Below are 14,599 nucleotides of genomic sequence, written 5' to 3' on the forward strand. Positions count from 1 at the left end.
AAAGATGGCGTTAAAGAGGCGCTTGAGATGCCCGATGCATGTCCCTGGCCACCGAATCATGGCGCTTACTTCAAGTCTTTCCAGGAATCGTCTTCGCGAAGCTGGGCTTCAATGGCTTCGCGCTCACGGCGGACCTGCTCTTCTTTTCGTTTGCCCACGAAATACAGATAGACCATGCCAGCGGCCACCAAGAGGATTACAAACACTTCTAACATTTGTTGGTGCCCCCCGCGTTAAAAAAAGGGTTTAGCAAGACATGTCTGCCAAACCCTTGTTTTTTTAATTTGATATTGGTCGGGGCGAGATGATTCGAACATCCGACCCCTTGCACCCCATGCAAGTGCGCTACCAGGCTGCGCTACGCCCCGACCGAAGCCCTAGATTATAGCCGAGGCGACCCACCCTTTAGTACGGCGAGCACTTCCTGGAGCGCAGACCGAAGCGTGCCCTGCGAAGTGCCGTCAACACGGGGCAACGCGGACGGGCTTGATTCCGCAGAACCCGCAGAACCCGCCGATGCCGCCGCCGAGGAAGAGGATGCTGGCGCCATTGCCGCGCTGAACTTGGCCTCCATCAGTTGGTTACGCGCGCCATTGATGGTGAAGCCCTGGTCATAGAGCAATTCACGAATCTTACGAATGAGCAAGACCTCGTGGTGTTGGTAGTAGCGGCGGTTGCCACGGCGTTTCATGGGCCGCAGCTGCGTGAATTCTTGTTCCCAGTAGCGCAACACGTGGGGTTTGACGGCGCACAGGTCGCTGACTTCGCCAATCGTGAAATAGCGCTTTGCCGGAATGGGCGGCAAAACGACTTGGGCGGTACGCGATTCCACGGTGCTCGTCACTCGGTCAGATAGGTGCGGGGCGCTGGGCCGGCTTAGGTGCCCGCAATATCATCCACATACGCATCCAGCGGCTTTTTGGCTGGATCCTGAACATACGACTTTAGCTTCTGACTGGCATGAAAAGTCACCACCCGACGCGCCGCAATTGGGATCTCTTCCCCAGTTTTTGGGTTGCGGCCAGGCCGCTGTGGTTTGTCACGCAGCTGAAAGTTGCCAAAGCCCGAGAGCTTCACACTGCGGCCGGCGACCAAGGTCTCGCGAATTTCTTCAAAAAAGATATCCACGACCTCCTTCGCCTCGCGTTTATTGAGCCCAACGACCTCGAAAAGAAGATCGGCCAACTCGGCCTTGGTCAGCGTGTCATCGACCGATTCGAGCCCGGCGAAGTCCAGCAGATTGATCACCGGCTCAACGCTGGGGTTGGTGGCATAGGCCAGAGATGCGTCGAGTGACTTTGGATTGGTTTGCACGATCTTGGCGTTAACTTCTCAGGCGAGCAGCAAAGTCAGATTGAAGAACCTTCAGAATTTCAGCCATCAGCGCATCGACCTCGGGGTCTTGCAGGGTGGCATCAGAGCTCTGGAGTATAAACCTGAAAGCCAGGCTTTTTTCCTTTTCAGACAAACCCTTACCCCGATATTCGTCAAAACACTTGATATTTGTTAGCCAAGACCCTTGTTTTAATTGGTTTTTTAGCTTTTGCAGGCGCATCATGATGGCCCCAGCGGGGGTGGCGGTGTCCACCACAACCGCAAGATCACGGGTCACCGGCGGGAACTTGGAGACCTCGGATACGCGTGGCAGATCAAGGGCCAAAATGGGGGCCAATAAGAGCTCAAAGACCACCGGGGCACTTGGCAATTCCATCTCTTGGACCAGCCGGGGATGCAGCTCACCCAGCACACCGATCACATCCTGACCAAGCAGGACCTGGGCACTGCGCCCCGGGTGAAGTGCGATATGCGCGGTGTCAGACACCTGGGTCGACAGCCTCAACGGTGCGACCAACGCTTCCAAATCGGCTTTGACATCAAAGAAATCCACCAGGCGCGACGGCTGGCCCCACTGATCATCCGCGGCAGGGCCAAAGGCCAGACCCGCAAGCTTGAGTGGCTGATCAATCCCTTTTACGGTCCAGTCCCCTGCCCCAATCGACGGCGCATCGTGAAAGCTTCGGCCAATTTCAAACAGGCGAACACGCGATTGCTTGCGGGCCACATTGGTGGCCAGACTATCCAACAGGCCAGGCAGCAGGCTGGTGCGCATCACCGACTGGTGCGAGGCCATTGGGTTTAACAGTGCCAGGGGCGCTTCACGACTGAAATCGGCGGCTGCCTTTTCAGAAATGAAGCTGTAGGTAATGGCCTCGAAATAATCTTGATCGACCAGACGGTCACGCAGTTGCATGGCCGAACGGCTGGCCTCTGCCGGGGCCGACATGACAATGGGTGCCACCGGTGGCCGAGCGGTGATGCGCTCAAAGCCATAGACCCGGGCCACTTCTTCGATCAGGTCCTCCTCAATCTCGATATCAAAACGAAAGCTAGGCGGCACCACCGTAAAGACTTCACTGCCCGCGGCGCCTGACATTTCAACGTTAAACCCAAGACGCTGGAAAATTGCCAGACACTCCGCTGCTACGATCTGAAGGCCAAGAATCTTGTTGCAGCGGGCAAGACGCATCTGCACCGGTGGGCGTGCTGGGACATTACCCTGTTGATCATCGAGTGGGCCCGCCTGACCACCACAAATCGTTTGAATTAAATGGGTGATGTAATCCACATGATCGGTGGTGGTGGCCCAATCCACACCACGCTCAAAGCGGTGCCCCGCTTCGGTGGTGAAGTTGTACTTGCGCGCACGGCCACGGATCGCATCAGGCCACCAGAAGGCCGCTTCGATATAAATGTTTTGCGTGTCAAGCGAGACCGATGTGCGCTCACCACCCATGATGCCGGCCATAGCCTCTGGCCCATAGGCATCGGCAATCACCCCCACCGATGAATCAAGCGACACGGTCTGACCGTTTAACAACAGCAGAGATTCGCCTGCATTGGCCCAACGCACGGTGAGATCGCCTGAGACCTTATCCAAATCAAAGATGTGGCTTGGGCGGCCCAACTCCAGCATGACGTAGTTTGAAATATCTACTAGCGCCGAGATTGAGCGCTGACCGGCCTGCTCCAAACGCTCACGCATCCAATCGGGTGTGGGCGCTTTGGCATTCACACCCTTCATCACTCGGCCACTGAATCGGCCACACAGATCAGGGGCCTGAATCTTTACCGCCAGCCGATCTGAAATGGAAGAAGCAATTTTTGGCCACGTGGTGGCGCACATGGCCACACCAGTCAGCGCAGCCACCTCTCGGGCCACGCCCGCAATGGATAAACAATCGGCACGGTTTGGTGTGAGTTTGAGGGTGAGCACCTGTGCATCAAGCGATAAGGCTTCACGCACATTTTTTCCAAGCTGGCTGCCAAGTGACTCCGGCAAGGCCATCAGGCCCTCGGCATCTTCGGCAATACCCAACTCTTTGGCAGAACACAGCATTCCCTGCGATTCCACACCGCGCATCTTGGCCCGCTTGATCTTAAAGCCACCAGGAAGCACGGCCCCTTCGGTGGCGCAGGCCACCACCATATTGGGCACCACATTGGGCGCACCACAGACAATCTGCAAAGGCTCACCGCCTGCGCCAGTATCCACACGGCAGACACGCAGCCGATCGGCATCAGGGTGTTTTTCGGTGGACAACACTCGGGCCACGACCACACCAGAAAACTCTGGCGCCAAGGCTTCCACTTCTTCAACTTCCAGGCCTGCCATGGTGAGCGTGTCAGCCAGGGCCTGTGTGGCCATGGGCGGATTCACCATACTGCGAAGCCAATTCTCGGGGACTCTCATGGAATCAAGCGCCTATACAAACTGCTTTAGAAAACGAAGATCGTTTTCATAGAAAAGTCGAAGATCACCAATGCCATAGCGCAGCATGGTCATGCGCTCTAAGCCGCTACCAAAGGCAAAACCAATATATTTTTCAGGATCAAGCCCAAAGTTTTGAATCACCTTTGGGTGGACCTGACCCGAACCCGAGATTTCAAGCCAACGGCCCTTGAGCGGCCCCGACTCAAACTTCATATCAATTTCGGCAGAAGGCTCGGTGAACGGAAAAAACGATGGGCGAAACCGCACCTGCAGATCTTCGGTTTCAAAAAACTGCTGTAAGAAATTCGTGTACACGCCCTTCAGGTCAGAAAACGATACGTCTTGCGCAATCCACAGACCCTCAACCTGATGGAACATGGGCGAATGGGTGGCGTCACTGTCCACACGGTACGTGCGGCCAGGCGCAATCACCTTAATCGGCGGCTTGTGCGTTTTGGCGTAGCGCACCTGCATGGGGCTGGTGTGGGTGCGCAAGAGCAGCGGCAGACCGTGCTCGTCTTGCTTCTGGAGATAGAACGTGTCCTGCATAGAACGCGCAGGATGGTTTTCGGGATTGTTCAGCGACGTGAAGTTCATCCAGTCGGTTTCAATCTCAGGGCCATCGGCCACATCAAAACCAATGGATCGGAAGATTTCTTCTACACGGCGCCAGGAGCGAATCACGGGGTGAATGGCCCCCACGCCACGACCACGGCCAGGAAGCGATACATCAATGGATTCCGCCGCAAGACGCTGGGCAAGCTCGGCATCGGCAATGGCCTGACGGCGCTGTTGCAGCAGGCCTTCTATTTGATTTTTGGCGGCATTGATCTGCGCGCCAAGGGTTTTTTTGGTGTCAGGATCAGCCTGACCGAGTGCTTTGAGGCTCTCGGTCAGTTGACCATTTTTCCCAAGGAATCGCGCCTTGGCGTTTTCCAGGGCGGCTGAATCAGCCGCCTGGGCAAACGCTTCTTCGGCTTCGCGAACGAGCCGAACCAAATCTGTCATGAACTACTCCGCTAGGTGCGGGACCCGGTCTTACTGACCGAGTGCCGATTTGACAGTGGCAACGATTGCGGCAAATGCAAGCTTGTCCATCACGGCCAAGTCGGCCAAGACCTTGCGGTCAAGATCGATGTTGGCTTTTTTCAGGCCTGCAATGAACCGGCTGTAATTGATGTCGTGTGAACGGCATGCTGCATTGATACGCGTGATCCACAAGGCACGGAAGACGCGCTTGCGATTACGACGGTCACGATAGGCATACTGGCCAGCACGCATCACTGCCTGCTTGGCCACACGGAATACGTTGTTGCGGCGACCACGGAAGCCTTTGGCCAGGGCCAAAATCTTCTTGTGACGGGCTCTTGCGGTTACTCCACGTTTTACGCGAGGCATATTTCAGTCCCCCTTATGCGTAAGGCATCATGTCGCGAACGTGTTGAACGTCCGAGGCATGTACCGTGAGTGTGCCGCGCAGCTGACGCTTGTTCTTGGTCGTGCGCTTGGTCAGGATGTGGCGCTTGGTTGCATGAGCGCGTTTGATCGACCCACTACCGCGGGCCTGAAAGCGCTTTGCAGCAGCCTTCTTGGTCTTCATTTTGGGCATGATTGCTCCGATTTAAACACTTGCTCAGGTGGTTGGCCTTGGTGACCAACACTTTGACTACCCGGCGAAGCTTTTTCTAACAACTTCAACTGCTGGGTACGACTTAATACAACAACTTCAAACTTTGGTGCGCCGCTTGTTACGGCTGCAGCACTCTTACTTCTTTTTCTTCGGCGAGATAACCATCACCATCTGCCGACCCTCGAGCTTGGGCATCTGTTCGACCTGGGCCATTTCTTCCACATCGGCCTTGATCCGCTCTAACTGCCGCACACCATATTCCTGGTGGGCCATTTCACGGCCCCGAAAGCGCAGCGTCACTTTGACTTTGTCGCCCTCTTCCAGAAAACGGGTCAAGTTACGCAACTTAACCTGGTAATCATTTTCATCAGTGCCAGGCCGGAATTTCACTTCCTTTACCTGAATCACTTTCTGCTTTAACCGCGCATCATGGGCACGCTTTTGTTCCTGGTACTTGAACTTGCCGTAATCCATCAGCTTGCAGACTGGTGGGTCGGCCTGGGGAGCAATCTCCACCAGATCTACTTCGGCTTGCTCGGCCATTTCAATGGCCTGACTAACGCGAACAATTCCCAGGGCTTCGTTATCCACGCCAACCAAACGAATTTCAGGCGCGGTGATTTCCCCATTAATGCGATGCGAACGATCTGTAGCGATATTCTTTTCCTTTATAAAACCTTAAAAAATTCGGACGCCCTTACTGGCGTGATCGAACCTCTTGTTCGAGTCGACCGCCAAAGGCGTCCGTTGCCATTGCGCCCAGGTCAACACCACCCCTGGCCCGCACTGTTACCTGCCCCGATGCCTTTTCCTTATCGCCAACGACCAGGATGTAAGGCACCTTTTGCAGGCTTAACTCTCTGATTTTAAGGGAGATTTTCTCGCTTCGCAAATCTGATTCAACCCGGAAGCCCTGATTTTGCAGGCTTTTCGCGACACTTTCGGCGTAATCGGCCTGTGCGTCGGTGATCGAGGCCACCACCGCCTGGACTGGCGCCAGCCAGACGGGCATGGCGCCGGCATGGTTTTCAATCAAAATGCCGATAAAACGCTCTAGCGAGCCCACAATCGCCCGGTGCAGCATGACCGGGGCCTTGCGGGTGTTGTCGGCATCGACATATTCCGCCCCCAGCCGCACAGGCATGTTGAAATCGACCTGGATGGTGCCGCACTGCCAGATCCGGCCCAGGGAGTCTTTCAGGGAATATTCAATCTTGGGGCCATAAAAGGCGCCCTCACCTTTGAGCTCTTCCCACTGCACGCCCACGTTATCCAAGGCCCTGGCCAGGGCCTGCTCGGCCTTGTCCCAGCTTTCATCCGAGCCCACCCGGTTGGCAGGGCGAGTCGAGAGCCGATAAATCACATTGTCAAAGCCGAAATCTTTGTAAACCGCCAAGAGCTTGCGGGTAAAGGCATCCACTTCCGACTGAACCTGGTCTTCAGTACAGAAAATGTGGCCGTCGTCTTGGGTAAAACCGCGAACCCGCAGCAGGCCATGCAGGCTGCCGGAAGATTCATTGCGGTGGCAAGAGCCAAACTCGCCATAGCGCAGTGGCAGATCACGATAGCTACGCAGCCCCGAGTTAAAAACCTGGACATGGCCCGGGCAGTTCATGGGTTTCACGGCGTAGTCCCGGTTTTCCGAGGCCGTGGTGAACATGTTGTCTTTGTAGTGCTCCCAGTGTCCCGAAGCCTCCCAAAGGGAGCGGTCCAGAATCATGGGGCACTTCACCTCTTGGTAGCCGGACTCGACATAGACTCGGCGCAAGTATTGCTCGACTTGCTGCCAAATCGACCAGCCCTTGGGGTGCCAAAACACCATGCCAGGCGCGTTGTCTTGCATGTGAAAAAGATCGAGTGCCTTGCCCAGTTTGCGGTGGTCCCGCTTTTCGGCTTCTTCCAACTGATGCAGATACGCGTCTAACTCATCTTTTTTCGCAAAAGCGGTGCCATAGACCCGCTGCAGCATTTCGTTGCGGTGATCCCCACGCCAATAGGCGCCGGCCACTTTCATGAGCTTGAAGACCTTGAGCTTGCCGGTGGATGGCACATGGGGGCCACGGCACAAATCGACAAAGCCACCCTCGCGGTAAAGCGAGATTTCTTGGTCTTGCGGAATCGAGGAGATGATCTCGGCCTTGTACTTTTCGCCCATCTCTAAAAAGAGCTTGATGGCGTCGTCACGCTTCCAGACCTCACGCACCACCGGCTCATCTTTGGCGGCCAATTCGCGCATGCGCGCCTCAATCGCTTCGAGGTCTTCGGGCGTGAGTGGCCGTGAGTAAGAGAAGTCGTAGTAAAAGCCGTTATCAATCACCGGGCCAATCGTGACCTGTAGGCCGGGGAACAATTGCTGCGCAGCATACGCCAACAGGTGGGCCGTGGAGTGCCGAATGATTTCCAGGCCCTCGGGGTCTTTGTCGGTCACAATCGCCAGCTTGGCGTCTTGGGTGATGGTGAAACTGGTGTCGACCAAGTCTCCGTTGACCTTGCCTGCGATGGCTGCCTTGGCAAGACCAGCACCGATGCTGGCGGCAACTTCAGCAACTTTGACCGGCTGTGGAAACGATTTCACCGCACCGTCGGGTAACGTGACATTGACCATGTTGACTCGGAAGAGAATTTGGTTGGTAGGCGCGATTGGACTCGAACCAACGACCCCCACCATGTCAAGGTGGTGCTCTAACCAGCTGAGCTACGCGCCTGCCGAAGACTGACGAAGCACGGCTGCGTCGTCTTGAACAGCCCTTAAGTATAGATCAATTCCAAGTTTCGACCATTCATTGACCTCTTGCTGCAGGGCATATTCGGTCAGGGGATGGTCGGCAAGCCATTGGGCGCTGATGCCAAGCTTGTAGCCCTTGCCGGAAGCGGCCAGGTGTATGGCCGGCAATACCACGTCCTGCCGGCGCCGATACATGAGCGCTGCCAAACGAAAACACAAGAGCGCGGCCCACTGGACGGGCCGCTCAAAATGCTCAGAGACCTTGCTTAACTTGCCCTGCAGGCCAAGCACCAAGGCAGCCAGTGCCTGCTGCTCTTGGCGTGAAAAGCCAGGCATATCGGCATAGGCCAGGATATAAGCCGAGTGTTTATGAAAACTGTTGTGCGAAATCGAGTGGCCAATCTCGTGCAGGCAGGCTGCCCAGATCAGCTGCTGCTGCACCTCGGCGCGCTCTTCATCAGCACCAAGGGCCAGGTCGTTCCATAGATCCAAAGCAAGATCGCCAATGCGTTTGGCCTGGGCCACATCCACGCCATAGCGGCGCATCACCTGCTCCACACTAATGCGCCGCATGTCTTCGGACTGGGTCCGGCCCACCAAGTCATAGAGCACGCCAAGACGAAGCGCGCCCTCGCCGTATTTCATTTCTTTGATATCTAACTCATCAAAGATGGCCGACATAATGGCCACCCCGCCGGCAAATACCGGCACACGGTCCTGCTTTAACCCAATTAAGCCCGAGTCCTCGGCGCGGCCGGCACGAATTAATTGATTGCGTAACTTTTCCAGGCCTGCGGCTGTAATCGTCGAGCCACCATAGCTGTTATTCACAATGGCCTCTAAGATGGCCTTGGCCGTGCCGCTTGAGCCCACCGCCTCTTCCCAGCCTTGGGCCAGAAACGATTCGCGAATCACCTGCACCTCTTCGCGGGCAGCCAACACGGCGGCCTTCATCGCGCCACGGGTAATCTCACCCCCCGGGAAAAATTCGCGGCTAAACCGAACACAGCCCACATAAACGCTTTCCATTAACTTCGGTTCGTAATTGGTGCCGATAATGAATTCGGTGGAGCCGCCACCAATATCAATCACCAATCGGCGCCGCCCATCCCGCGGCAGGCTATGGGAGACCCCCGTGTAGATCAGTCGGGCCTCTTCCTGGCCGGCAATGACTTCAATGGGAAAGCCAAGGGCAGCTTCCGCAGTACGAAGAAAGTCTTGGCCATTTTTGGCCACGCGCAGCGTGTTGGTCGCCACGGCCCGAACACGGTCGGGGGAAAAAGAGCGCAGCCGCTCACCAAAACGCTGCAAGACCAAAATGGCCCGGGTCTGCGAGGCCGCATCCAGGCGTTTGTCTGGCCCAAGACCGGCCGCCAGGCGGACCACCTCTTTCAAGCTATCCAGGGGGTAAATCTGATGGCCCAAGGAAGATTCCACCACCCGGCCAATCAACAAATGAAAACTGTTGGACCCCAGGTCCACTGCAGCCACAAGCTTTAAAGGATTCGACATCGGCATAACCCGCTTATTGTCGCTCAGTTTTTGTGGCGCTGTAGGGGTTGGTCAGCATTTTCTGACTGTCACGGAACCGTCATAGTTGGCCGACACACTAAAACCCCATGACATTCCCCATTCCTGTGACCCACGAGCGATTTTTAAACCGCGAGCTCAGCCTGCTGGCCTTTAACGAACGGGTGCTGGCCATGTCAGAAGACCCCAGCGTGCCGGCGCTTGAAAAGCTGAAGTACATCTGCATTGTGTCGAGCAATCTCGACGAACTCTTTGAGATTCGGGTTGCCGGCCTAAAGGCCCAGATGCGCAGCAACCCCGATCAGATCCACGACGACGGTTACTCGGCGGCCACCACCTATCGTGCGGTCTGCGAGCGCGCCCATGCCTTGGTCGAGCGGCAGTATCGAATTTTGAACAACCAAATTCTGCCGCTGCTGGAACAGTACGGCATTCATTTTCATTTCGCGGCTGATCTTGATGACGCGCAGCGCCAGCGGGCCCACAAATACTTCACACAAGAAGTTCTGCCGGTGCTCACGCCAATTGGCTTATCGCCCACCCACCCCTTTCCGCGCGTACTCAATAAGAGCTTGAATTTCATTGTCGAGCTTGATGGCCAGGATTCCTACGGCCGTGAAAGCGGTGTGGCCGTGGTGCAAGCACCGCGCGCCCTGCCCCGGCTGGTGGCCATGCCGAAAAAAATATCGGGCTACCCCTATGGTTTCATCATGCTGTCGTCGTTCATGCAGGGGTTTGTGGAAGAGCTCTTCCCCGGCATGACGGTAAAAGGTGTGTACCAATTTCGTGTCACCCGAAATAGCGATCTGTATGTTGACGATGAAGAAGTGACCGATCTGCGCGAAGCACTGCAGGGCGAACTCTCTCAACGCCAATTTGGCGATGCCGTGCGGCTCGAAGTGTCTGAGGGGATTTCCACACCCATGTTACAGCTGCTTCGCGATGAGTTTGGCCTTAACGAATCGGACTGCTACCGAGTGCATGGGCCAGTGAATCTGGTGCGGCTGATGCAGCTGCCCGACTTGGTGGACCAGCCGAATCTGAAGTTTCCAGGCTTTACGCCCCGTTATCCCGCAGCCTTTGAAGGCAAAAATTTCTTTGAAGTCATTCGCAAGCAAGACGTACTCGTGCACCACCCGTATGAGTCGTTTGCTTCAGTCTCTGACTTTATTCGGGCCGCGGCGCAAGACCCACAAGTGGTGGCCATTAAACAGACCATCTACCGCACGGGACAGACATCGGAATTAATGGAGTCTTTGCTTACCGCCACACGTGCCGGCAAAGAAGTCACGGTGGTGGTGGAACTGATGGCGCGATTCGATGAAGAAACCAATATCAACTGGGCATCGCGGCTAGAAGATGCTGGTGCCCACGTGGTCTTTGGTGTGGTGGGCAATAAAACCCACGCCAAGATGTGTCTGGTAGTGCGCCGTGAAAGCGGTGGCATGACCCGGTATGTGCATCTGGGCACTGGTAACTACCACCCGCGCACCGCAAAGCTTTACACCGATTTTGGATTGTTCACATCCCACACCGACATTTGCAAAGACGTGCACGAAGTCTTTCAGCAGCTCACCGGCCTGGGCCATGCGAAATCACTGCGCATGCTCTGGCAGTCGCCCTTTACGCTGCACGAGCGATCGATACAGGCAATACAAAAAGAAGCGGCGCACGCCAAAGCTGGCCGGCCGGCACGCATCATCGCCAAAATGAACTCGCTGGTTGAGCGGGAAGTGATTGATGCGCTTTACAAAGCAAGCCAAGCCGGCGTGAAGATCGATCTGATCGTGCGTGGTGTGTGTGTGCTGCGGCCCAAAGTACCCGGGCTATCGGACAACATCACGGTGCGCTCCACCGTGGGCCGCTTTTTGGAACACAGCCGAATCTTTTATTTCAGAAACGATGGCAAAGACGATGTCTATTGTTCTTCTGCCGACTGGATGGACCGAAACTTTTTCCGCCGTGTGGAGTTGGCGTTTCCAATTTTGGATAAAAAACTCAAACAGCGTGTGATCCGCGAGGGCTTGATGGTGCATCTTCGTGACAACGCACTGGCCTGGACCATGAAGCCCGATGGTACTTACACGATTAAGCGTGTGACCGGGGAAAAGCGCCGTGCATCACAAGAGGTCTTATTGGGGCTTGCCCCGTAACATCGGCCCTAAGACCACAAGCGGCAATAGGCCCACAATCGCAATCATGATGGCCGGCCAGGCGGCCTCTGATAAGAGTTCGTCGGCCGCCAAATGATGTGCGGCCACAGCCAGTGTCTCGACATTAAATGGCCGAAGCACCAAGGTTGCGGGCAACTCTTTCATCACATCTACAAACACCAACAAGGCGGCCACACCTGTGGCACCGCGCATGAGCGGAAAATGCACACGTGTGAACACCTGCCAGCGCGTTAGCCCAAGGCTTGTGGCGGACCACTCTAAATTGCGTGTGATGCGGCCAAGCCCGCTTTCAATGGCCCCCAGGCCCACAGCGAAAAATCGCGTGAGATAGGCACCAATGAGCAATAAGCCTGTTCCCACCAGCGCAACGCGCCAGCCAAACCAGCGGTCTGCCAATTCGGTAAATAGCCCTGACCAGGCCAATAGGCCCACGGCCACCACCAGGCCCGGCATGGCATAGCCCGCTGCCGCCACTCGGACGGCCTTGGTCGACCACACATCATTGCTGCGCAAGGCATACCCACACACCCACGCCGCGGGCAGAATCACCACCACCGCGCTGACGCCCAACACCACCGTTGACATCGCTTGGCTAGCCAGCTGCTGCCACTGCGGCACGGTCTGTGCCGTAAGCGCGGCGTACAACAGCAGCAACACAGGAAACACAAAACCAATCAGCCCAGGAATGGCACAAAAGATCGCCATACCGATGGCTTTTTTTCCGCCCACCATCACCGGCTTTGCGCGTGATCCGATCCGCGTGGTGGCCCAGGCCGCCCGGCCACGGGCGCGGTATTCCACCCACAATAAGACGGCGACCGTCGCCATCATGAGTAAGGCCAACAACGCTGCCGATGATCGGTCCCCATAGCTAAACCAGGCTTTGAACAGACCCGTTGATAAGGTCGGCACCGAGAAAAAAGCCACCGTGCCGTAGTCGGCAAAACACTCCATCACGACCAAGGCCAGGCCAGCAATCCAGGCGGGCCGCGCCATGGGCAAGGCCAATCTAAAAAACACCTGGGATGCCGACAGACCCATGGCACGTGCTGCATCAAAGGCAGCGCCCTGCCGCTCTTCAAATGCGTTTTTTGCAAGCAGTGCCACATAGGGGCTCAGGGCCACCCCCAGAACCAATCCAGCACCCCAGACTGACCGGACATCGATACGCGGAAGTTGAAGGCCCAGCAACAGCAGCCCACTTTGAATATCCCGGTACAGCCAGCCCGAAGGATCGAGCGCATCGGTATAGGCATAGGCCAGCACATAGGCCGGCATGGCCATGGGAATCACCAGTGACCACTCCAACACCCGCTGCCCACGAAACCGATAGGCTGCCACCATCCATGCACTGGGCAGGCCCAGCCCCAGGGCCACCAGGCCTGCAATCAAAGACAGCAGTAAGGTGTTGCCGACATAGCCTGCCAAGACCGATTCGGCCATGGCAGCAAGCGTGGCGGTGTTCGCCAAGGCCTGCAGACCAAACACCGTCACCGCAGCCAGGGGCAGCAGAATCGCCAGCACCAGAACAAAGGTCGACAGGGTTAAGAGCCTTGGGGCAGGCGACATAAAAAGGCAGTGGGCTTGAATTGGTCTAAATGAGAATTATAATCATTTGGTATGAAAGCCCTTGAATTAAAAGACATTTCGATTCGTTACGACGACCCCAAGGCCAAGGGGGGCCAGGTCGAGGCAGTCCACAACGTGAGCTTTTCCCTGGAAAAAGGAAAAATCGGCTGCCTGCTAGGCCCTTCGGGCTGTGGCAAGACCAGCATCCTGCGGGCTGTGGCGGGCTTTGTTGGGGTGAGTTCGGGCGAGATTTGGCTCAACGGCGAGCTGATTGCGTCGCCAGGCTATTCACAATCGCCCGACAAGCGAAGTGTGGGCGTGGTCTTTCAGGATTACGCACTCTTTCCCCACCTCACCGTTGCCCAAAACATTGCCTTTGGACTGACCAAAGGCCGCAGGCTTGCCAATGACCAGTTACCCGCCCAGGCCAAAGAGATGCTGCAGCTGGTGGGGCTTCGTGAATTTGCCGACCGCTACCCCCATGAACTCTCGGGTGGCCAGCAGCAGCGGGTTGCCCTGGCCCGGGCACTGGCCCCACGGCCTGGCCTGGTCTTGCTGGATGAGCCCTTTTCCAACCTGGACATCTCGCTTCGTGAGCGGCTTGCCCGCGAGGTTCGCGATATTTTGGAAGAGACCGGCACCACGGCAATCCTGGTGACCCACGATCAGCACGAGGCCTTTGCTGTTGCCGACGAAGTGGGCGTTTTGATGGATGGGGAATTGGTGCAGTGGGGCGACCCGTACATCCTGTACCACGAGCCCAATTCGGCTGCCGTTGCCCGCTTTGTGGGGGAAGGCGCCTTTATCAGCGGCTCGCAGTTTGGCCACCATGTCAAAACCCCACTAGGTGAGCTGGCCTTAAAAGAATGCTGCTGCAACGACTGTGAGCATATTGGCGATGTCCGTGTGTTGCTGCGGCCTGATGATGTGGTGCATGACGACAGTTCCCCGCTCAAGGCCAAAGTCGTGAGAAAGGCCTTTCGTGGCGCCGATTTTCTCTATACCCTTGAGCTCGCTAACGGGGAAAAGATCCTGTCCTTGGTGCCCAGCCATCACGACCACGCCATTGATGAACCAATTGGCATTCGTCTGGAAGCCGACCACGTGGTGACTTTCGCCGAGTCAGAGCCTGTCGCCCACTTCTAGGCCCCAAGGCCTGGCGATGGCCGCTTGGCAACAATTACGGGTTATTTGTTGAC

General features: G+C 56.4%; 13 protein-coding genes and 2 tRNA genes. 2 read left to right on the forward strand and 13 right to left on the reverse strand.

The features are described 5' to 3' along the window. Positions 1-65: 65 nt before the first annotated feature. From AOB54_05635 to ppx, 12 genes are all read right to left on the reverse strand, one after another. Positions 66-215: a hypothetical protein gene (locus tag AOB54_05635; protein WVN40996.1), complete on the reverse strand. Its 150-nt coding sequence runs from the start codon at positions 213-215 to the stop codon at positions 66-68. Between the two features lie 76 nt (positions 216-291). Further along, positions 292-368: transfer RNA gene (locus tag AOB54_05640), tRNA-Pro, on the reverse strand. A 14-nt stretch (positions 369-382) separates the two neighbouring features. Beyond that, the gene (locus AOB54_05645) at positions 383-844 is read right to left on the reverse strand and encodes a MerR family transcriptional regulator (protein WVN40997.1); all 462 of its coding nucleotides are present in this window, start codon (positions 842-844) and stop codon (positions 383-385) included. 32 nt (positions 845-876) lie between these two features. Beyond that, on the reverse strand, positions 877-1,236 hold the full coding sequence (locus AOB54_05650) for an integration host factor subunit alpha (protein ID WVN42776.1): 360 nt from the start codon (positions 1,234-1,236) through the stop codon (positions 877-879). 88 nt (positions 1,237-1,324) lie between these two features. Continuing rightward, a complete protein-coding gene (gene pheT / locus AOB54_05655) occupies positions 1,325-3,751 on the reverse strand; it encodes a phenylalanine--tRNA ligase subunit beta (protein ID WVN40998.1) in 2,427 nt (808 codons plus the stop codon). A 12-nt stretch (positions 3,752-3,763) separates the two neighbouring features. Next, positions 3,764-4,780, reverse strand: coding sequence for a phenylalanine--tRNA ligase subunit alpha (gene pheS / locus AOB54_05660; protein ID WVN40999.1), 1,017 nt, complete (start codon positions 4,778-4,780; stop codon positions 3,764-3,766). Positions 4,781-4,810: 30 nt separating this feature from the next. Further along, on the reverse strand, positions 4,811-5,170 hold the full coding sequence (gene rplT, locus AOB54_05665; protein ID WVN41000.1) for a 50S ribosomal protein L20: 360 nt from the start codon (positions 5,168-5,170) through the stop codon (positions 4,811-4,813). Between the two features lie 13 nt (positions 5,171-5,183). After that, positions 5,184-5,381, reverse strand: coding sequence for a 50S ribosomal protein L35 (gene rpmI, locus AOB54_05670; GenBank protein ID WVN41001.1), 198 nt, complete (start codon positions 5,379-5,381; stop codon positions 5,184-5,186). 156 nt (positions 5,382-5,537) lie between these two features. Beyond that, positions 5,538-6,074 (reverse strand): translation initiation factor IF-3, encoded by a 537-nt coding sequence (gene infC / locus AOB54_05675; protein ID WVN42777.1) that lies wholly within the window; start codon positions 6,072-6,074, stop codon positions 5,538-5,540. Between the two features lie 25 nt (positions 6,075-6,099). Next, positions 6,100-8,007, reverse strand: coding sequence for a threonine--tRNA ligase (thrS, locus tag AOB54_05680; GenBank protein WVN41002.1), 1,908 nt, complete (start codon positions 8,005-8,007; stop codon positions 6,100-6,102). A 23-nt stretch (positions 8,008-8,030) separates the two neighbouring features. Next, positions 8,031-8,107: transfer RNA gene (locus AOB54_05685), tRNA-Val, on the reverse strand. Then, positions 8,098-9,639 (reverse strand): exopolyphosphatase, encoded by a 1,542-nt coding sequence (gene ppx, locus AOB54_05690; GenBank protein WVN41003.1) that lies wholly within the window; start codon positions 9,637-9,639, stop codon positions 8,098-8,100. Before ppx ends, AOB54_05685 begins: the two co-directional genes overlap by 10 nt. A gap of 107 nt (positions 9,640-9,746) precedes the next feature. Between ppx and ppk1 the strand changes: the two genes are divergently transcribed. Beyond that, positions 9,747-11,810, forward strand: a complete 2,064-nt coding sequence (gene ppk1, locus AOB54_05695; protein ID WVN41004.1) for a polyphosphate kinase 1 — start codon at positions 9,747-9,749, stop codon at positions 11,808-11,810. Here ppk1 and AOB54_05700 read toward each other — a convergent pair. Continuing rightward, the gene (locus tag AOB54_05700; protein ID WVN41005.1) at positions 11,790-13,400 is read right to left on the reverse strand and encodes an iron ABC transporter permease; all 1,611 of its coding nucleotides are present in this window, start codon (positions 13,398-13,400) and stop codon (positions 11,790-11,792) included. The two genes, ppk1 and AOB54_05700, sit on opposite strands and share 21 nt — an antisense overlap. A 51-nt stretch (positions 13,401-13,451) precedes the next feature. Between AOB54_05700 and AOB54_05705 the strand changes: the two genes are divergently transcribed. Continuing rightward, positions 13,452-14,546, forward strand: a complete 1,095-nt coding sequence (locus tag AOB54_05705) for an ABC transporter ATP-binding protein (protein ID WVN41006.1) — start codon at positions 13,452-13,454, stop codon at positions 14,544-14,546. Positions 14,547-14,599 lie beyond the last annotated feature (53 nt).

The organism is beta proteobacterium MWH-UniP1, assembly GCA_036362785.1.
Classification (GTDB): Bacteria; Pseudomonadota; Gammaproteobacteria; order Burkholderiales; family Burkholderiaceae_A; genus Lacustribacter.